The 17106-nt window shown below is 60.8% G+C and carries 20 protein-coding genes; 9 read left to right on the forward strand and 11 right to left on the reverse strand.

The window, feature by feature from the left end; all coding sequences use genetic code 11:
* Window positions 1–2: 2 nt before the first annotated feature.
* Both ccoO and ccoN read right to left on the reverse strand, forming a co-directional pair.
* Window positions 3–734, reverse strand: a complete 732-nt coding sequence (gene ccoO, locus ACP0KA_RS21805; RefSeq protein WP_424630804.1) for a cytochrome-c oxidase, cbb3-type subunit II — start codon at window positions 732–734, stop codon at window positions 3–5.
* A gap of 3 nt (window positions 735–737) precedes the next feature.
* Window positions 738–2396: a cytochrome-c oxidase, cbb3-type subunit I gene (gene ccoN, locus ACP0KA_RS21810; RefSeq protein WP_424630805.1), complete on the reverse strand. Its 1659-nt coding sequence runs from the start codon at window positions 2394–2396 to the stop codon at window positions 738–740.
* 345 nt (window positions 2397–2741) lie between these two features.
* Here ccoN and ACP0KA_RS21815 point away from each other — a divergent pair, with 345 nt between their 5' ends.
* Window positions 2742–3170 carry an Rrf2 family transcriptional regulator gene (locus ACP0KA_RS21815; RefSeq protein WP_424630806.1) on the forward strand — a complete coding sequence of 143 codons (429 nt, stop codon included), beginning with the start codon at window positions 2742–2744 and terminating at the stop codon, window positions 3168–3170.
* A gap of 26 nt (window positions 3171–3196) precedes the next feature.
* Window positions 3197–3643: a group III truncated hemoglobin gene (locus ACP0KA_RS21820; protein WP_424630807.1), complete on the forward strand. Its 447-nt coding sequence runs from the start codon at window positions 3197–3199 to the stop codon at window positions 3641–3643.
* A 110-nt stretch (window positions 3644–3753) separates the two neighbouring features.
* Here the strand turns inward: ACP0KA_RS21820 and ACP0KA_RS21825 are convergent, their stop codons facing one another.
* The 4 genes from ACP0KA_RS21825 to ACP0KA_RS21840 all read right to left on the reverse strand — a co-directional run bounded on the left by ACP0KA_RS21825 (window position 3754) and on the right by ACP0KA_RS21840 (window position 9163).
* Window positions 3754–6018, reverse strand: a complete 2265-nt coding sequence (locus tag ACP0KA_RS21825; RefSeq protein WP_424630808.1) for a YfbK domain-containing protein — start codon at window positions 6016–6018, stop codon at window positions 3754–3756.
* On the reverse strand, window positions 6008–6631 hold the full coding sequence (locus ACP0KA_RS21830; protein WP_424630809.1) for an RNA polymerase sigma factor: 624 nt from the start codon (window positions 6629–6631) through the stop codon (window positions 6008–6010). Before ACP0KA_RS21830 ends, ACP0KA_RS21825 begins: the two co-directional genes overlap by 11 nt.
* 373 nt (window positions 6632–7004) lie before the next feature.
* Window positions 7005–8873, reverse strand: coding sequence for a ferrous iron transporter B (gene feoB, locus ACP0KA_RS21835; protein WP_424630810.1), 1869 nt, complete (start codon window positions 8871–8873; stop codon window positions 7005–7007).
* On the reverse strand, window positions 8870–9163 hold the full coding sequence (locus ACP0KA_RS21840) for a FeoA family protein (protein WP_424630811.1): 294 nt from the start codon (window positions 9161–9163) through the stop codon (window positions 8870–8872). The genes feoB and ACP0KA_RS21840 overlap by 4 nt, the downstream gene beginning before the upstream one ends.
* 84 nt (window positions 9164–9247) lie before the next feature.
* On the opposite strand from ACP0KA_RS21840, the gene ACP0KA_RS21845 reads away from it, so the two are divergent.
* Window positions 9248–9397, forward strand: coding sequence for a hypothetical protein (locus ACP0KA_RS21845; protein WP_424630812.1), 150 nt, complete (start codon window positions 9248–9250; stop codon window positions 9395–9397).
* Window positions 9398–9740: 343 nt separating this feature from the next.
* On the opposite strand, the gene ACP0KA_RS21850 is transcribed toward ACP0KA_RS21845, so the two are convergent.
* From ACP0KA_RS21850 to ACP0KA_RS21865, 4 genes are all read right to left on the reverse strand, one after another.
* Window positions 9741–9977 carry a hypothetical protein gene (locus ACP0KA_RS21850; RefSeq protein ID WP_424630813.1) on the reverse strand — a complete coding sequence of 79 codons (237 nt, stop codon included), beginning with the start codon at window positions 9975–9977 and terminating at the stop codon, window positions 9741–9743.
* A 169-nt stretch (window positions 9978–10146) separates the two neighbouring features.
* Window positions 10147–10386: a hypothetical protein gene (locus ACP0KA_RS21855; protein WP_424630814.1), complete on the reverse strand. Its 240-nt coding sequence runs from the start codon at window positions 10384–10386 to the stop codon at window positions 10147–10149.
* A 31-nt stretch (window positions 10387–10417) separates the two neighbouring features.
* Complete coding sequence (locus ACP0KA_RS21860; RefSeq protein WP_424630815.1) at window positions 10418–10597, reverse strand: hypothetical protein; 180 nt, start codon at window positions 10595–10597, stop codon at window positions 10418–10420.
* A 41-nt stretch (window positions 10598–10638) separates the two neighbouring features.
* Entirely contained in the window at window positions 10639–10947 is a 309-nt protein-coding gene (locus ACP0KA_RS21865) for a hypothetical protein (protein ID WP_424630816.1), read from the reverse strand.
* Between the two features lie 463 nt (window positions 10948–11410).
* Between ACP0KA_RS21865 and ACP0KA_RS21870 the strand changes: the two genes are divergently transcribed.
* The 3 genes from ACP0KA_RS21870 (at window position 11411) to ACP0KA_RS21880 (ending at window position 12281) form a co-directional block, all read left to right on the forward strand.
* Entirely contained in the window at window positions 11411–11701 is a 291-nt protein-coding gene (locus ACP0KA_RS21870; RefSeq protein WP_424630817.1) for a hypothetical protein, read from the forward strand.
* Between the two features lie 96 nt (window positions 11702–11797).
* On the forward strand, window positions 11798–12019 hold the full coding sequence (locus ACP0KA_RS21875; RefSeq protein ID WP_424630818.1) for a hypothetical protein: 222 nt from the start codon (window positions 11798–11800) through the stop codon (window positions 12017–12019).
* Between the two features lie 19 nt (window positions 12020–12038).
* On the forward strand, window positions 12039–12281 hold the full coding sequence (locus tag ACP0KA_RS21880; RefSeq protein ID WP_424630819.1) for a hypothetical protein: 243 nt from the start codon (window positions 12039–12041) through the stop codon (window positions 12279–12281).
* A 137-nt stretch (window positions 12282–12418) separates the two neighbouring features.
* On the opposite strand, the gene ACP0KA_RS21885 is transcribed toward ACP0KA_RS21880, so the two are convergent.
* A complete protein-coding gene (locus ACP0KA_RS21885; RefSeq protein WP_424630820.1) occupies window positions 12419–13126 on the reverse strand; it encodes a TetR/AcrR family transcriptional regulator in 708 nt (235 codons plus the stop codon).
* A 166-nt stretch (window positions 13127–13292) separates the two neighbouring features.
* Between ACP0KA_RS21885 and ACP0KA_RS21890 the strand changes: the two genes are divergently transcribed.
* Genes ACP0KA_RS21890 through ACP0KA_RS21900 form a run of 3 tightly spaced genes read left to right on the forward strand, consistent with a single transcriptional unit; the run spans window position 13293 to window position 17064 of the window.
* A complete protein-coding gene (locus ACP0KA_RS21890; RefSeq protein ID WP_424630821.1) occupies window positions 13293–14177 on the forward strand; it encodes an FAD binding domain-containing protein in 885 nt (294 codons plus the stop codon).
* Entirely contained in the window at window positions 14174–14677 is a 504-nt protein-coding gene (locus ACP0KA_RS21895) for a (2Fe-2S)-binding protein (protein ID WP_424630822.1), read from the forward strand. The genes ACP0KA_RS21890 and ACP0KA_RS21895 overlap by 4 nt, the downstream gene beginning before the upstream one ends.
* Before the next feature lie 5 nt (window positions 14678–14682).
* A complete protein-coding gene (locus tag ACP0KA_RS21900; protein ID WP_424630823.1) occupies window positions 14683–17064 on the forward strand; it encodes a xanthine dehydrogenase family protein molybdopterin-binding subunit in 2382 nt (793 codons plus the stop codon).
* Window positions 17065–17106: the final 42 nt, after the last annotated feature.

Here is a 17106-nt window from a genome sequence, read left to right on the forward strand (position 1 = left end):
GATCACCTCGCTGCATCCGCGATGGATTTATGCGCCGCGTCGGTCAAGCGACCGAGTATCTGGAGATAAGCAACCAGCGCGTCCATCTCGGTCAGGTCGGCGGGCTTGCCGTCAAAGGCGCGAACCGTGGTGGCCTTGCCGTAGCGCTGGGTCACGCCATCGGCGAAGGGCGAGTCCGGAGCGGCCTGACCGTAGGCGTCCTTGCTCGCATTCGCGATCATATCGTCGGTGTAAGGTACGCCGACGGCGCGCTGGGCTTTCAGGTGCGCGCTGAGATCGTCGGTGCGCAGCGCTGTTTTCAGCAGCCACGAATAGGCGGGCATGACGGAGACGGGAAGCACATCGCGCGGATTGTTGAGGTGGGCGACATGCCATTCATCGGAATATTTGCCACCGACGCGTGCGAGGTCCGGCCCCGTGCGCTTCGAGCCCCACAACATCGGGTGATCGTATTTCGATTCAACGGCGAGGGAGTAGGGCCCGTAGCGTTCGACCTCGTCCCGTAGCGTGCGGATCATCTGCGAGTGACAGGCGTAGCAACCCTCACGGATGTAGATGTTGCGGCCTGCGAGTTCGAGCGGCGTATAGACGCGCATGTCGGGCGCATCCTCCACCGTCTGATGGATGGTGAAGAGCGGGGCGATTTCCACAAGGCCGCCGATGCTCGCCACGAAGATGATGCCGAGCGTGAGGCCGATGGCTTTGCGTTCCAGCCGATAGTGCAATCCGAACACGGCTTACTCTCCCGGTTGAAGGACGGGCCTGCCGCCGAGGACCGGCGATGGCATGTCGGCCGCGGATTCATGAACTTCACGGGCTCCGGATTTGATCGTCATCCAGATGTTGTAGGAGCCGACAATCGCGCCGATCAGGAACAGCAGGCCGCCAACGGCGCGTGCGATGTAATAGGGGTGCATCGCAATCAGCGAGTCCACGAAGGAATAGGCGAGCGTGCCGCTTTCATTGTAGGTCCGCCACATCAATCCCTGGATGATGCCGGAATTCCACATGGCGAAGACGTAGACGACGGTGCCGGCCAGGGCGAGCCAGAAGTGGACCTCGACAAGCCGCGGCGAATACATCCGCTCGCGTTTCCAGAGCCACGGCACGATGGCATAGATCGACCCGAACGTGATCATCGCCACCCATCCGAGCGCCCCGGCGTGCACATGGCCGACGGTCCAGTCGGTGTAGTGCGAGAGCGAATTGACCGGGCGGATGGCGAGGAATGATCCTTCGAAGGTGGTGATGCCGTAGAACACCGCAGCCACCATCATGAAGCGCAGCGTGGCGTCGTCACGCACCTTGTCCCACGCGCCGTTGAGCGTCAGCAGCGCGTTGGTGGCGGAGGCCCATGAGGGGATCAGCAGCATCAGCGAGAAGGTCATGCCGAGCGTCTGCACCCATTGCGGCAGCGCGGTGTAGTGCAGGTGGTGTGATCCCGCCCACATGTAGAAGAAGGTGATGCCCCAGAAGCTGATGATCGACAGCCGGTAGGAATAGATCGGGCGTCCGGCGCGTACCGGCAGGAAGTAATACATCATGCCGAGGAAGCCGGAGGTCAGGAAGAAGGCGACGGCGTTGTGGCCGTACCACCACTCGGTCATGGCATCCTGCACGCCGGAGAATAGCGAGTAGCTCTTGGAGCTGCCGAATGAGACGGGGACCGCAAGGTTGTTGACGATGTGCAGGATCGCCACCACCAGAATGAAGGCCATGTAGTACCAGTTGGCCACATAGATGTGCGGCTCCTTGCGACGCGCGAGCGTACGCAAGTAGAGGACAAAATAGGTGACCCAAACGACCACCAGCCAGAGGTCGACGTACCACTCCGGCTCCGCGTATTCCTTGGACTGGGTGATGCCCATCAGGTAACCGGTGACGGCCAGCACGCAGAACAGGTTGTAGCCGAGCAGCACGAACAACGGGCTGAGTTGATCGGGCAAGCGCGCGCGCGCGGTCCGCTGCAGCACATAATAGGACGTGGCAATCAGCGCGTTACCGCCGAAGCCGAAGATCACGCTGGTGGTGTGAACGGGGCGCAGCCGTCCGAAGCTTGCCCAGCCTGCGTCGAAGGTGAGATCGGGCTTCACCAAAAGCCACGCCACCCAGTCGCCGATGAAGAGGCCGAACACAGCCCAGACCATCGCCAGAATGACGCCGAGCCGTGTCGGATCATCGTAATAGCTGTTGAGACGTTCTTCGTCCGGCTCGGGATCGTAATAGACCGAAATGACCTTGAAGATTCCGGCAAGCGCCACCACCCCGACAAGTGCGCCGTGAATGCCCAGCGGATCGTCTTTGCCCGCCACGCCCAGTATCAGTCCGATCAGCGCCATCACCAGCAGGATCAACAGCGCGTACTGACGTTCGGATTTGGTCAGTTGTCCGATCATTGTCTTGCCGCCCCCAAAACCGGAATCATGATCCGGTCAGCATTGAAGAATGAAAGGTCAGGTCAAATCGATTGGACGAGATGTCCTAGCCTAGAGTTGTTGCCTGAAAGCTGAAAGTCTTCTTCATCGCGGTGCTCAAAATTCTTGCGACAATGCAAGTCCGTCAGTCTCCTGTGTGCGCGCAATGAGATAGATCAATACCCGTGGGAGGCCGCTTTGCTGCCCAATAACCCGCGCGGATTTTCAGAAACTCTTTGCCACCGATTCCTTGCTAAAAGAAGTATTCCATATATATCTTTTATACCGCTTTTTCCCCGCTGCGGATATCATCCGAAAGGATAGGGCATGCGACTGACCAACTTCTCCGACTATGCCTTGCGCGTGCTGTTGTACGCCGCAGCCCGTCGTGACGAGCTGATCACCATCGAGGAAACGGCGAAAGTCTACGGAATTTCAAAGGCTCACCTGATGAAGGTGGCCAATCAGCTGACCCGAGCGGGATACCTCAAGGCGGTGCGCGGGCGCTCCGGCGGGCTTTCGCTCGCCATGCGTCCGAACAAAATTCGCTTAGGGGATGTGGTGCGCGCGACCGAGCCGGACTTCGCGTTGGTCGAGTGCTTCACCGCTGACAATCAGTGCCGGATCACCCCGCGCTGCCGGCTGCGCGGGGTTTTGAAGGAGGCGCTCGGCGCCTTCATTGCAACGCTGGATCGCTACACCCTGGCGGACCTTGTGCTCCGCCCGGAGGAGTTTGGAATTCGTCCCGCGGCATGAGCCGCATGTGCATTGAGGATCGACCAATGACCGTTGCCGTAGAAGGTGGACCCGAGCGCCGCGCGCGCATCACCGCGGAACTGATGGACAAGACCGGCATCGACGAGCCGATGATCGAGCGTCTGGTCCGGAAGTTTTACGAGCGCATTCAGGCGGAGCCGGTGCTGGGCCCGATCTTCGCGTCCAAGGTCACCGACTGGGAGTATCACATCCAGAAGCTTTGTGCCTTCTGGTCTTCAGTCGCGCTGATGACGGGACGTTACCACGGCCAGCCGATGCGGATGCATATCGGTTTGCCGGTAGATCGTTCCCATTTCGACCGCTGGCTCGCGCTGTTCGAAAAGACAGCGGCGGAGATTTGCCCGCCGGTCGCAGCCGCGCATTTCGTCGAACGCGCGCGGCGGATCGCGGACAGCCTCGAGATGGGAATAGCCACCACGCAGGGCAGGATCGTCGCGCCGCGTCATTCCTGACCGGGGGGCGCGGGACGAGTGGCGCGGCCCAAAGCGCACAAGAGCGCATGGCACCACGCCCGTGCCGGTTCATCGGTGGGCGTGGCGCCGCTTGGTTATCCTACGATGGGCTATCTGCTGCGTGCCTTGGCCATCTCCGCGGAGCGCACCAGGCTGACGAACTCAGCCCGATAGCCATAGGGGTCGGGCCCCTTGGCTGCATTGGCGAGGTCGATGATCCCTTCCAGCGTCATATCGCCCATCTGCGCAGAATTGCGCAGATATTCGCCAAAGCTTGCCACGGCCACCGCGAAGCGGGCGCTTTCCGGAGCCTGACTGATGTCGGCCACTTCGTTTTTGGGCGTGATCGGCTGGGCCATCAGCGTGCTCGTCTTCGCCTGCGGCAGCTTGTAGCGAATTTTGAGATAGGCATATTCGCTGGCTTGCGATGCCGCCTCGACCGGAGGCCGCGTCGCCTCAGGCTGATAGCGGCTGTCGTCCATCAGGCGCGGCGCTCCTTTTGGTACGATGTCGTAGATCGCCGTCACGCTGGCTCCGGCGCCGACATCGCCCGCATCGACTTTGTCGTTGTTGAAATCATCGCGATTGAGAAGGCGTGTTTCATAGCCGATGAGGCGATATTCAGACACCGTAGCCGGATTGAACTCGATCTGGATCTTCACATCCTTGGCGATCGGAAACAGCGTGGCTGAGGCCTGATCCACCATCACTTTGCGCGCTTCCGCCAAAGTGTCGATATAAGCGGCGACCCCGTTGCCGTTCTGCGCCAAAGCCTGCATCAGGTTGTCGTTGAGATTGCCCATCCCGAAACCAAGCACTGAGAGAAAGATGCCTTTGTCGCGCTTGCTCTCGACAAAACCTTTCAGTTCTTCCCGGTTGGTGATGCCGACATTGAAGTCGCCGTCGGTGGCCAGCATGATGCGGTTCACCGCCTTTGGATCGAAGTTACGTTCGGCGAGCCTGTAGGCCAGTTGCAGGCCTTCTCCACCGGCTGTCGAACCCCCGGCCTTCAGATTGTCGAGCGCTGTCAGGATCTGGTTCTTGTTGCTGACCGTTGTGGGTTCAAGAACGGTTCCCGCCGAACCTGCATAAGCGACGATGGCGACGCGGTCCTCGGGCCGCAAGGTATCGACCAGCATTTCCAGCGATTGTCTTACCAACGGCAGCCGGTTGGGCCCCTCCATCGAGCCTGACGTATCGATCAGAAACACGAGATTGGCCGGCGGCCGTTCTTCGGTCTTGATCTGATAACCCTGAATGCCGATGCGGATCAGCTTGCGCCCCTTGGCCCAAGGATTGGGCATGACGCTGACGTCGGTAGCGAAGGGCTCGTTGGCTGAAGCCGGACGGTGATAATCGTAGGGGAAATAGTTGATCAGTTCCTCGGTGCGCACCGCCTGGGGCGAAGGCAGCTGATAGCGCGTCAATTGCGATCGCACGACAGAATAAGAGGCCGTATCGACATCGATTGAGAAGGTCGACACAGCATCCTGCCTCACGTCCTTGAAGCCATTGACCGGTGCATTGGCAAATTGGTCGCGGTTTTCGACGGAGCGTTGATGAGACGGCGCGTAGCGTTCATTGCCGCCGACGCTGTCCTCCGGGGCTGTCAGGGGCCGCCTGTCGGCACCTGCCCCCGCATCGCGGGCGTATATTTCAGCCTTGCGTCTTTGGATCCATGCGCCCGGATCGCCAACCATCGCGGGAGCGGGACGGCTAAGAAGCTGCGGTGCGTTGCGCGCACTCGGCTCCTGTGCACGTGATCGCATGGCATAATTTTGTTGCGGAGCAGGAACAGGCTGTGGTGCGATCCCCGCTGGAGGCGTTGTAGCCGGGCTGGATCGATAGGCGAGCTCTGGCGCGCTCCGCTTAGCTGCTTGTGACGGAGCGGGATCGCCTTCGACGGTGTTCGAGCGACGTGTATCGAGCGTCAACGCGGCGCGTGAGCGCGGTTGAAAATTAGGTTGCGGCGCGTCGGGAGCAACCGGCGCGGGTGGAGATGCTGCGGCGGCGTTGGATTGCTCAACGAAATCTGGCGCTCCGTGCGCAACTCCTGGTGACGGCGCGGCTTTGTCATCGACGGTGCTCGGCTTATTCGCGATCGCATCAGATTGCTGGGACAACGGAAACCGCGTCAGTGAATAGAGCCAAGGAGATGCGACGACCAAGGCCAGTACGCTGACCGTCGCGAACTGCATCGCTGGCCGTCTGAACAAACCCGCCAATGAAAATCCGTGGCGCTGCGCGGTGGGCATCGCAGTTTGCCGGCCATGGACTTTTTGGTAGGCCGCGACTGCGTTGAAAACAGCTTGTTCGCGGGCACGGTTGGACGGAACGATGTCGGGAAGGGTTTCGAAGTTCTGATCAACGCTCATAGCGGACCACCTCGTCGGAAGGAGTGCTCAGGCGTTTGCGCACTTCATGCATGCGCCACGCCACGGTGTTTTCGGAAACGCCGAGTTGCTCAGCCGCTTCGCGGTGGCTCAAGCCTTCGCCGGCGACCAGCACGATGGTGGCGCGCAGCTTCGGATCGAGCTGGCTGAGAATGCTCGACAGCCAGCGGGATCGCATCGGATCAGGGGCTTCGCTCGCGGCCTCGCCGCTGCCGAGCCAATTGGCCAGGGCATGACGCGCCTGTCCAAAACGGGACTGGCCTCGGCGATGATCATGGCTGGCATTGATGGTGATGCCGATCAGCCAACTGGTGAACTTCGCCTCGCCACGCCATGTGGCCAACCGCTCAACGAGCTGCATCACGACTGTTTGGGCGATGTCCTCGGCATCGGCGCGATGGCCGGTCTGACGCCAGGCCACCCGGTGGATGAGATCATAGTGGCGGCGCACCAATCGTTCAAAAGAGGCGGCATCGCCTCCATTTGCTCTCTCCACGAGATCGCTATCGCTCTCGTCGGAAGGCGGCACGCGAGCCAGGAGTTCGCCCTCGGCAAGGCAGTAGAAGCGGGGCGCCGGCGCAGGCAGGATTGTCATTGCGAGAAAAAGTCCGTCCGGCCGTCCGCAATTCAATATGTTAGCGCTTGTTGCGACGGCCATCGCCTGCCTCTCTGTCCGAGGCGCGGCGCACCGGCCACTCCCGATTGACGTTGATTGTGCTCATCTTAGCTCCGTTGCCCGGTTGTGTTCGAGCATAAGACGCCGCCCGGACGGAAAACCTTGGCGCCGGATCAGGAATTTTTAAAAAAAATTGCTCAACGCCGGACCGATCCCTGAACGGAGCAGGTGACCAGCGCATCTCTCGTGATCGATGCGTTCTGATGTCGTTGGAATTGCGCGCTAAAAATCGCAAGGTTCGGCGCAGATGCGCCTCGCCGGGAATGATCAGGCTTTCCGTCCGGGTTATCGGCTAAAGCCCCGCCGCGCGTGCGATGTGGTACGTAATGAAGCTCGCGACATACGCCAGCGCGAACATGTAGAGGAACGTCACCACCATCCATTTGGTGCTGCCGGTCTCGCGCCGGATGACCGCAAGCGTCGAGGCGCACTGCGGCGCGAAGATGAACCAGGCGAGCAGCGACAGCGCTGTGGCCAATTCCCACTTCTGCGCGAGCACCTGTCCGATCTGGTCGGCGGCTTCCTTGCCGCCTTCGATCGAGTAGACCGTGCCGAGCGCCGCGACCGCGACTTCACGGGCCGCCATGCCGGGAATGAGCGCAACCGCGATCTGCCAGTTGAAGCCGATCGGCGCCAGCAGGGGCTCCAGCGCATGACCGATCATTGCGGCGAAGCTGTAATTGATCGCAGGGCCTTCCGCGCCGGTGGGCGCCTGCGGGAAGGAGGCGAGCAGCCAGATCAGCACCATCATCGCCAGAATGGTGGTGCCCGCGCGCTGCAGAAACATCTTGGCGCGGGTATAGACGCCAAGCGCGATGCTGTTGAGCCGCGGCAGCTTGTAATCCGGCAGTTCGAGCATGAAGGGGGCGGGCTGATAGTCACGCCACATGAAGAACTTCACCACGGAGGACACGGCGAGCGCGCTGGTGATGCCCGCAGCGTAAAGCCCGAACATCACGAGGCCCTGGAGATTGACCCAACCCCAGATGGTCTTCGCCGGAATGAAGGCGGAGATGATGAGCGTATAGACGGGAATGCGCGCCGAGCACGTCATCAGCGGCGCGATCAGGATCGTGGTCAGCCGGTCGCGGCGATTATCGATGACGCGCGTGGCCATGATGCCGGGAATGGCGCAGGCGAAGCTCGACAGCAGCGGAATGAAGGCGCGGCCGTGCAGGCCTGCGCCGCCCATGATGCGATCCATCAGGAACGCCGCGCGCGCCATGTAGCCGAAATCTTCCAGCAACAAAATAAAGAGGAAGATGATGATGATCTGCGGCAGGAAGACCACCACGCTGCCGACCCCGCTGATCAGGCCGTTCTGCACGAAGCTTTGCAGCAGGCCGTCCGGCAAATACGCGTGGACGAGTTCGCCAAGCGCTGCGAATGACGACGACAGCAATTCCATCAGCGGCTGCGCCCAACTGAACACGGCCTGAAACATCACGAACAGGATCAGCGCCAGGATCGCGAGGCCCGCGACGGGATGCAGCACCACGGCGTCGACGCGTGTGGTCATCGAATCCGGCTTGGTCGGCATCGTCACCGTCGCGCGGATGATGCGGTCAGCCTCGCGCTGCGCGGCTTTCAGGTCGGCGATGGTCGGCGGCGTCCATGGGCCAACGGCAGCCGGAGCGGGCGAGGTGTCGAGAAAAGCATCGGTGCGCTTCAGCAGGTCTTCGATACCGTGCTTGCGCACCGCAATCGAGGTCACGACGGGCAGGCCGAGCTCGTGGGAGAGCTTGTCGAGGTCGATGGTGACGCCACGCCGCTGCGCGATGTCGATCATGTTGAGCACCAGCATCATCGGTCGGCCGGTGCGCTTCAATTCAAGAACAAGGCGGAAGGTGAGACGCAGGTTGGTGGCATCCGCAACGCACAGCACGAGATCCGGAACGGCTTCATCGTGATAGCGGCCAAGCACCACGTCGCGGGTGATCTCTTCATCCGGGCTGCGGCCGCGCAGGGAATAGGTGCCGGGCAGGTCGAGCAGGGTGACGTTGCGGCCGACCGGCGTGACGAACGCACCGGATTTGCGCTCGACGGTCACACCGGGATAGTTGGCCACCTTCTGCCGGCTGCCGGTCAGGGCGTTGAAAAGCGCCGTTTTGCCGCTGTTCGGCGCGCCAACGAGCGCAAGGCGCAGGGATTCTGTTGTCATTCTACAAAGACAGCCGATTCTACAAAGACAGCCATGGCTTCGCTCCGGCGCAGTGCGATCGTGATGTTGTCGACGCGCACCGCAATCGGATCGCGTTTGATCGTCCCCTCGTGCAGGATTTCCACCCGGGCGCCTTCCAAAAACCCCATCTCGACCAACTGCCGCTCGAGCTCATGGGACGGCAGGGACGAGGCAGTCGTTGAGGCATCCACCCTCAGGATCGTCCCGACAAAACCTCGGTCCGCGTGCCCAAGCTGCAATTCCTTTGAAGAAACCAAATCATCGGTCATGCCGTCTTGTTGTGCAGCCGCCCGAGCCGGTCAAGCGATAGTCTTTCCAGTAACTTAGAACGATTAAAAAGTTGTTGGAGATGCGTGCTGCTGCCTGCCGGTGCAGATGCGCTGGATACCGGCGCGGTTTGCCTGCGCCATGATTTGCACCCCACAAGTGCCGGCTGGCTGAACAGTCAGGAGGGCAACGAACCGAAGACGCGGGGCGCAAGCCAAAACAATGGCGGTAAATAAGCTCGATCCACATACGCGCCGAAGGGAGCCGCTTCTTGTGATGAACTTTTTGAGGTCTCCGCTTCGCCGCGAAGTGGACATTATAATGAGTGAGCAAGATTGAGCTATGTGATCAGGAAAGTCGGCCCGACCAGCCCGTCAGGGTTGAAGGACCCGTACCGGTCGGGCCTAGCCAATGGACTGTCCCGCTCCGTTGGCCCTGAAATAATAGCAAAAATGCCACCAAGTTCCAGAGCGGGACCATCACGGCTCCGGGAAGTGGCTCCGGCGGTGCCTCACGAACTAGTGTGGTACCGCCAAAGTTCCTCACTCAGAAGGCGGTTCCCGCCAACTCCCGGTTGTTTCAATCCGCCGACCGCAGCCGTTTCATGGTGAATTCGATTTGGTCGCCCGGCAATTCGCGCCAGCGTTCGACTTCGCTCATATAAGCCGCTTTCGGATAGCGCGCGAAGAAGCCTTCCGCTCTTTTGCGTGCCTCTGGCCGGGGGAGCGTGAATGTCTCGCGAACGAATCCATCATCCACCTTGCGGCGATCCTGACGATCGCGCATGTGGTGGGCGAGGTCGCGAGGCGTTTTCATCGAATGATCCTCGGCAGTGCGCCAAAGCCGAACGTGAGCACCCGGCATATATAAGCCTGCTCCGTCGTTGTCGCTATCGCGCGTTTGCGAAAGTGTGTCGCAACGTCTGTGTGAGCATTGCTCAGCAGGATATGTCAGAGGTCGCGGGGCCAGCGGATGGACTTTGAGGCTACTGCTGCTGCTCGGCCAGTGCCTTGAGGCAGGACTTGCTGAGTTTGGCGCGGTTCTCCCGCAGGCAGCTTGCAATGGCCGCGTCGTTCTCCTTCATCACGGCGCGGCAATGGCGTGAGACGTCTTTCGAACAGGCCTGCTGTTGCTGGGCGCTGCCGCTGCGCTGAGCATCCTGGGCAAAAGCCCCCGAGATGCCAGCCGTCAATATTGCGGCGACTACAATCGTCACGCGGGGCATTGGCAATTCTCCGTTCGTTCAAATAAATAAATCACGACGTGTTGGACTCTCGCCATTTCTCCAAATCGATCTCGGGCGGATCCGGCTCTGATGGATTTTGCGATTGCTGGCCGGGACGCTTCCACGGCTGGTCCGTTCCCCTCCGCGGCGGCGTCTTCTCGTCAATGTTCTGTCGATGCGGCTTGTTCTGTGGTTCATTCCGGTTCGCCATCAGCTTCTCCTCGGGAATTGTCTCGAGCTGATTGCCGGCGGCTACGTCTTCGCCTCACCAGCCGGGGTTTTCGGAGGCAGGTCCGGCACCTCCGCGGTAGTGGGCGATGAGCCCTGACCTTGAGGGATCGGTTTGCGGGCGCTTGTCGTGATGGTCGTCACGACAATGCTCGCTGTGGTCGTCGCATGCTTGTGCCTGATGAGGCTGTCCTGGTTGCGGCAATCGAACCAGTGTCCGCACGTCGCACACAGCGTGAAGTAGTCGAACTCGTTATGCGCGATCCACCCTCGCGACTTCTGCGTATCCAGACCCGCCAGCAAGCTTCTCAATCCTTTGGTGGTGTCCCTCATGGTTCGCTCTTCGAAATCCGTTGGGGCGTCGTCTGGCTTTGTATCAATGCGACCATGCTGGCCTGTGCGTGAGGAACGTGACCAGTCCGCATGGCGGCGATCAACAATGTCTCGATGACGGCTTGCACAAATTCGGTCCGCCGTTCGTTATCGGGAAGCTTGAGAAGAAATTTTCTCGCGTCTGCCAGGGTCTGCAGAGGTTTTCCGTTCGGAACTTCGACAGGCGGTTGAAACCGCGCGGACCAGCACACGACGCCCCACTCCAAAACGAACGCTTTCAATTTCATCCAAGCAGGAAGGAATCCTTTTGTTCCGTATGTGCCGAGTTCTCACGAGGAGTTCATCCGAAGTTGATCAAACGCTTGCTGCGGGTGCGGCAGGCGAACGCCTGTTTCCTTGCCAGACCGGGGAACGTGATGATCTGCGCTGACTTAATCTAGCGGCAGGAATGCAAGGAGTGGAAATGATGAAGAAGTTACTGTTTGTCGGTGCTTGTGCTTTGGCTCTGTCCGCAACCGGTGCGATGGCGCAAACCCCCGAAGCCCAGAGCAGCAGCGCGCCGAGTATGCGCGGCGGGATGAAGCCCGGTGCTGACACGATGCATAAGGGGACGGGCAAGACGTCCGGCCAGACGACGGGTATGTCGCGTCAGGACCGCGCGACTGTTCCTGGTTCGAAGAATGCGGGTGGAACATCGCCGGCGGCGCCGAACACCGCGCAGCCGAATTCAAGTAAGACGGGTGGCAGCCAGTAGGCTTTGCCCGACGGTGGATCCGGTCGTGACGGCGGCCGGGTTTTCACCGTGACTCCCCGAAAGTCCTCTGGGCTCTTTGGAGCGGTGGACATTCCAATGAAGAAGCCCAGCAAAACAGCCGGAGAACTTGAGGCGTCGATCAAGGTCGAGATGGAGGACATCTGCGAATGGCCGACCGATATGGCGGTTGCGGTTCATCCTGACGGCGACAGTTGGCGCGTTGAGGTGATGCACGCCGGCCCCGGCGACCCCCGTCAGCGGGAGATGATCTTCCTGATTGCCGAGCGGCTTCGTTGTGAATTCGATCTGAAGCGCTGAGAAGACGCGGAGAGGGACAATGACCGACAATCCGAATATCGCTGAACGGGCTTCCGATACTCTGACGGACGTCAGGCAATCGGTGGACGCGGCTAGTGACAAGGCAGTGGATGCAGGGCGCAAGTTCGCGGCCGCGGTGCGCAGCGCAAACACCAGACCTATTCTTGACTCTGTCGAGGACTTCACCCGCAAGGCGCCACTTGCCATGCTGGGGATTGCCTTTATCGCCGGTGCGATGTTCGCTGCCGGCCGGCGGCGTTAGGCCCCGACGTAGCGATATCGCCAGCCTCACGCAGTTCTTGATCGCGAGACCCGGCCGAAGACGATATCGTCAGCGGGTTTTACCATCGCGGAGAAATCGCGCTGCCCGCTTGGGGCTATACTGGACTTTGATCGAATTCACGCATCTTGTAACTCGCTGAGAACCCGCCGCGTGCCCATGATGAACTGACGCACGGCATCGCTCACCACCACGGCACGCTCCTCGTCTGGCGGGATCGGCATGCGGTAAATGAACTTGCGAATTGCCATATAAAAAATCCGCCCGTGCAGGCCCCAGAACAATTCCTGCTCGCGCCAACCGATCGGTGCATCCGGGGAGGCGAATCCGAATTCTTCGCGCGCCTCCATCAGTGCCGGCGTGCCGACCGTCTTCATCACCATGACGAGGTAGCGTTCGCTGATGTCGAACGATTTCAGGCCGGCGAAAATGAAGATGCGGACCCAGTCGAACCGGAAAATATGGTCGATGTACTCGGAATAGAATTGAATGAGCCGGGCTTCCAGCGGTTGGCTTCTGTCCTGGATCAGGTCGCCCCAATGCTTCTGCCAACTTCCCAGATACACGTGTTCATAGACGCGCTCGACCAGCGCTTCCTTGCTCGGGAAGTGGCGGTAGATCGCTGAATGGGTGATGCCGATCCGCTTGGCGAGTTCGCGCTGCTGGCCCTCGAAGCCGTGTTCCGCGAAGAAGCGGATGGCGGATTCAAGGATGACCTTTTCGCGCTCGGCCGCAGGCATGTTCTTGCGTGTCCGCACGCTCTTTTTCGCCGTGGCCGACTTCTTCGGTCGGGCGGATTTGGTCGGCTTTCTTCCATTGTTTGGCATGTTCGGCACCCGGATCGTCACATGGTAGACGATCCTATCAATTTAAGTTGTTCCGATGGTTAAATACGAACAGACCAGTTGGTAATTTATATTGACACCAGGACCATCCGGTCCCAGTAGTGATTTGAGACCATCTGGTCACAAATGAAGAATTTCGGAGAATGGCATGAAAGCGCGTGCTTTCAAGTATGTTCGTGCGGAAACCCTCGAAAACGCTTTCGACGCCTACGCCGAGGCCGATGGCGATTGCGTCTATCTGGCAGGCGGACAGAGCCTGGTGCCGTCACTGTCGCTCCGGCTGCAGGCGCCTGCCGTTCTGATCGATATTTCCCGCATCGAGGCTCTGAAGGGCATTTCGAAATCCGCCGATGTGCTGCGTGTCGGCGCGCTGACGCGGCACGCCGAGATGCTGACGTCGCCCGATATCGCCCGATACGTTCCGCTGTTGCGCCGGGCGGCGCCTTACGTGGCTCATCCTGCCATCAGGAACAAGGGGACGTTCGGCGGGACGATCGCGCTGGCGGACCCGGCCGCCGAGTTTCCGGCGATGACGCTTACTCTCGATGCGGAATTCGAGATCGCCGGTCCTGACGGTATCCGAACCATGAAGGCCGACGGCTTCTTCAAGGATCTGTTCGATACGGGTCTTGAGCCGGGCGAAATTCTAGTCGCGATCCACATCCCGGTGTTCGGCGCCAATGACCGTTGCGTGTTCCATGAGCTGGCGCGGCGTCGCGGCGACTACGCGATAGTTGGATGCGGCATTCAGGGGACGTTCGACGGCGATCGGCTGCTGTCCGCACGCATCGCATTTTGCTCCGTGGCATCCACGCCGGTGCGCGCACGCCATGCGGAAGCGGCGATCGCCAATCAGATGTTGTTGCCGGAGGTCATTGCCGCGGCGCAGGCGGCGCTCGGCGACGATCTCGACCCGGAAGACAACGAAGAAACCAGCGCGGCGATGCGCATGCATCTCGCCCGCGTGCTGCTCGGGCGATTGCTCGGGCAGCTCAGCCGCGCCGACTGCATGCTTGAAGGAGTTCACGCATGAGCGAACATGTTCCCATTGCCCTTGAAGTGAACGGCGAAACCGTCGCCCGCTATATCGAACCGCGCATGTCGCTGGCAGACTTTCTGCGCGAAGAGCTGGAATTGACCGGCACGCATCTTGGCTGCGAGATGGGTGTTTGCGGTGCCTGCCTCGTGTTGCTGAACGGCAAAGCCGTGCACGCATGCCTGATGTATGCGGTGCAGGCCCACGGTGAACGCGTGGAGACCATCGAGGGACTGACACAGCGCAAGGCCATCGCCGACATCCAGGAAACCTTTCACAACAACAATGCCCTGCAGTGCGGGTTTTGCACCGCAGGCATGCTGGTCACCGCCCATGAATTGCTGAGCCGGGGCGAGATCCTGAGCCGCGAGGAAATCCGTGACGGCTTGTCCGGAAACTATTGCCGCTGCACCGGCTATCAGGCCATCGTCAATTCGATCGAGTCGGTTGCTCATGCGCGCGTTGCTGCCGGCGCTGAACCATCGAAGCCGGAATAGGTCGCATGGCCACTGAAAAGACGCTCAGCAAGCTCGACCGCCCCAACAGTTATATCGGCCGCTCTGTGACGCGTCCGAACGCCAAGCGGCTGCTGGCCGGTAAGGGACGCTACGTCACCGACATGAAGCTGCCGCGCATGCTGTATGCGGCGTTCGTGCGCAGCCCATATGCCCATGCGAAAATCCTCTCCGTCGATCCCAGCGCAGCGCTGGACATTGAAGGCGTTCATCTCGTCGCGACCGGTGAGGATCTGGCGAAGCTGTGCAAGCCGTGGGTCGGTACCCTCGATCACTTCCACAACATGAAGTCGACGCCGCAATTGCCGCTGGCGACTGACAAGGTGGTGTGGGCCGGGCAGGCGGTGGCTGCCGTCGTCGCGCGCACCCGTGCAATTGCGGAAGACGCAGCCGAACTCGTCAATGTGGACTACGAAGAGCTCCCGGTGGTCGCGGACATCGATGCCGCGCGGGAAGAGGGTGCGGACATCATCAATCCGGAGCTCGGGACCAATGTGTCATTCGTGCTGAAGCTGGATAGCGGCGATGTGGAGGCCGCGTATCAGGACAGTGCCGTCGTCGTGGATGAGACCTACCACTTCGGCCGGCATACCGCCGTGACACTGGAACCGCGCGCGATCATCGCCGACTACAACGCCGCCGAAGAGCAGCTCACGGTCTATCACGCAACCCAGACGCCATACCAATTTCAGGATCTCTACAGCCGTCACTACGGCATTGCCGAGTCGCGCGTGCGGGTGGTTGCGCCGGATATCGGCGGATCGTTCGGCATGAAGCTGCATGTCTATCACGAGGACATGGCGGTGGTCGGCCTCAGCATGATGGCGGGCCGGCCGGTGAAGTATTCCGCCGACCGCATGGAATCCTTTCTGTCGGACATTCACGCGCGCGATCATCGGGTTCACGCCAGTCTTGCGTCGGATGAATCCGGCAATATCGTCGGCATGAAGGTCGATGATGTGACGGCGATCGGCGCGTTCTCCAGCTTTCCGCGCACCAGCGTTGTTGAGGGCAATCAGGTGGTGCGTCTGATGGGTGCGCCTTATCGCTTCAGGAATTATCACGGCGAACTGAATGTCGTGTTTCAGAACAAGGTGCAGACCAGCCAGTATCGCGCGGTGGGGCATCCGATCGCATGCGCGGTGACCGAGGCACTGGTCGACGACGTCGCGCGTCGCGTCGGTCTCGATCCGTTCGAGATCCGGCGGCGCAACATCATCACGCAGGACATGTATCCCTATACGTCTCCCACGGGATACAAATTCGAGCGCCTGTCTCATGAAGAGTGTCTCAGCAAGCTTCATGAGATGATGGACTACCCGCAGCTCGTGAAAGAGCAGCAGGAGCTGCGCGAGAAGGGCATCTATCGCGGCATCGGCATTGCGATGTTCGTGGAGATCACCAATCCGTCGCCGGCATTCTATGGCGTCGGCGGCGCGCGCATCTCTTCGCAGGACGGCGCTATCGTAAAGATCACGCCGTCGGGCGAGGTGCAGTGCCTGATCAGCGTGGGTGAGCACGGGCAGGGCACCGAGACCATCGTCGGCCAGATCGTCGCGGAAAATCTCGGCGTCGACCGCGAGACGGTGCGTGTGATCACCGGCGATACCGACGTGACGCCACAGGGCGGCGCCAACTGGGCCTGCCGTGGCGCCGGCATCGGCGGCGAGACTGCATTCCAGGCCGCAAAGAAGCTGAAAGAGAATGTGCTTCACGTTGCGGGTGCCATCCTGCAGGCGAAGCCCGGCGATCTCGATATCCAAAACGCACAGATCGTCGATGCGGGGACCGGAAACATCCGGATGTCGCTCGCCGACGTCGCGCGCATTTCCTACTATCGCTCCGATACGTTGCCGTCCGACGTGTCTCCTCAGCTTACCGTCGCGCATCACTATTCGCCGCGCGGGTACCCGTTCGCCTTCACGAACGGCGTGCAGGGATGCTACGTGGAGGTCGATGTCGAGACCGGCTTCACCAAGATCCTCGGGGTCTGGGTGGCGGAAGATTGCGGCCGCGTCATCAACCCGATGCTGGTAGACGAGCAGGTCCGCGGCGGTGCGATCCAGGGGCTCGGGGCCGCATTCTTCGAGGAGTGCCGTTACAGCGAAACGGGGCAGCTCGAGAACGGCTCGCTGGCCGACTATCTCGTGCCGATGGCGTTCGAGATGCCGGATATCAAAATCGTCCATGTCGAGACGCCGACACGCGACACCGAGTTGGGCGCCAAGGGCTGCGGTGAGGCAGGCACCGCAGCGGCATCGGCCGCCGCCATCAATGCCGTGAACGACGCCATTGCTCCGCTGGGGGCGCACGTCTCGCAAATTCCGATGACGCCGCAGCGGCTGCTGCGGGCGCTTGGCCACGGCTGACAGTCGCCAGACCGGTTCGGCGGATATCGACACACGATAAGT

It is taken from the genome of Bradyrhizobium sp. SYSU BS000235 (assembly GCF_049747295.1).
Lineage (GTDB): Bacteria > Pseudomonadota > Alphaproteobacteria > Rhizobiales > Xanthobacteraceae > Afipia.

Bases quoted from the DNA above. Each gene is read 5' to 3' on its own strand.
- ccoN (WP_424630805.1), bottom strand. From the start codon at position 2,396: ATGATCGGACAACTGACCAAATCCGAACGTCAGTACGCGCTGTTGATC.
- ACP0KA_RS21815 (WP_424630806.1), top strand. From the start codon at position 2,742: ATGCGACTGACCAACTTCTCCGACTATGCCTTGCGCGTGCTGTTGTAC.
- ACP0KA_RS21820 (WP_424630807.1), top strand. From the start codon at position 3,197: ATGACCGTTGCCGTAGAAGGTGGACCCGAGCGCCGCGCGCGCATCACC.
- ACP0KA_RS21825 (WP_424630808.1), bottom strand. From the start codon at position 6,018: ATGAGCGTTGATCAGAACTTCGAAACCCTTCCCGACATCGTTCCGTCC.
- ACP0KA_RS21830 (WP_424630809.1), bottom strand. From the start codon at position 6,631: ATGACAATCCTGCCTGCGCCGGCGCCCCGCTTCTACTGCCTTGCCGAG.
- feoB (WP_424630810.1), bottom strand. From the start codon at position 8,873: ATGACAACAGAATCCCTGCGCCTTGCGCTCGTTGGCGCGCCGAACAGC.
- ACP0KA_RS21840 (WP_424630811.1), bottom strand. From the start codon at position 9,163: ATGACCGATGATTTGGTTTCTTCAAAGGAATTGCAGCTTGGGCACGCG.
- ACP0KA_RS21850 (WP_424630813.1), bottom strand. From the start codon at position 9,977: ATGAAAACGCCTCGCGACCTCGCCCACCACATGCGCGATCGTCAGGAT.
- ACP0KA_RS21855 (WP_424630814.1), bottom strand. From the start codon at position 10,386: ATGCCCCGCGTGACGATTGTAGTCGCCGCAATATTGACGGCTGGCATC.
- ACP0KA_RS21860 (WP_424630815.1), bottom strand. From the start codon at position 10,597: ATGGCGAACCGGAATGAACCACAGAACAAGCCGCATCGACAGAACATT.
- ACP0KA_RS21865 (WP_424630816.1), bottom strand. From the start codon at position 10,947: ATGAGGGACACCACCAAAGGATTGAGAAGCTTGCTGGCGGGTCTGGAT.
- ACP0KA_RS21870 (WP_424630817.1), top strand. From the start codon at position 11,411: ATGATGAAGAAGTTACTGTTTGTCGGTGCTTGTGCTTTGGCTCTGTCC.
- ACP0KA_RS21875 (WP_424630818.1), top strand. From the start codon at position 11,798: ATGAAGAAGCCCAGCAAAACAGCCGGAGAACTTGAGGCGTCGATCAAG.
- ACP0KA_RS21880 (WP_424630819.1), top strand. From the start codon at position 12,039: ATGACCGACAATCCGAATATCGCTGAACGGGCTTCCGATACTCTGACG.
- ACP0KA_RS21885 (WP_424630820.1), bottom strand. From the start codon at position 13,126: ATGCCAAACAATGGAAGAAAGCCGACCAAATCCGCCCGACCGAAGAAG.
- ACP0KA_RS21890 (WP_424630821.1), top strand. From the start codon at position 13,293: ATGAAAGCGCGTGCTTTCAAGTATGTTCGTGCGGAAACCCTCGAAAAC.
- ACP0KA_RS21895 (WP_424630822.1), top strand. From the start codon at position 14,174: ATGAGCGAACATGTTCCCATTGCCCTTGAAGTGAACGGCGAAACCGTC.
- ACP0KA_RS21900 (WP_424630823.1), top strand. From the start codon at position 14,683: ATGGCCACTGAAAAGACGCTCAGCAAGCTCGACCGCCCCAACAGTTAT.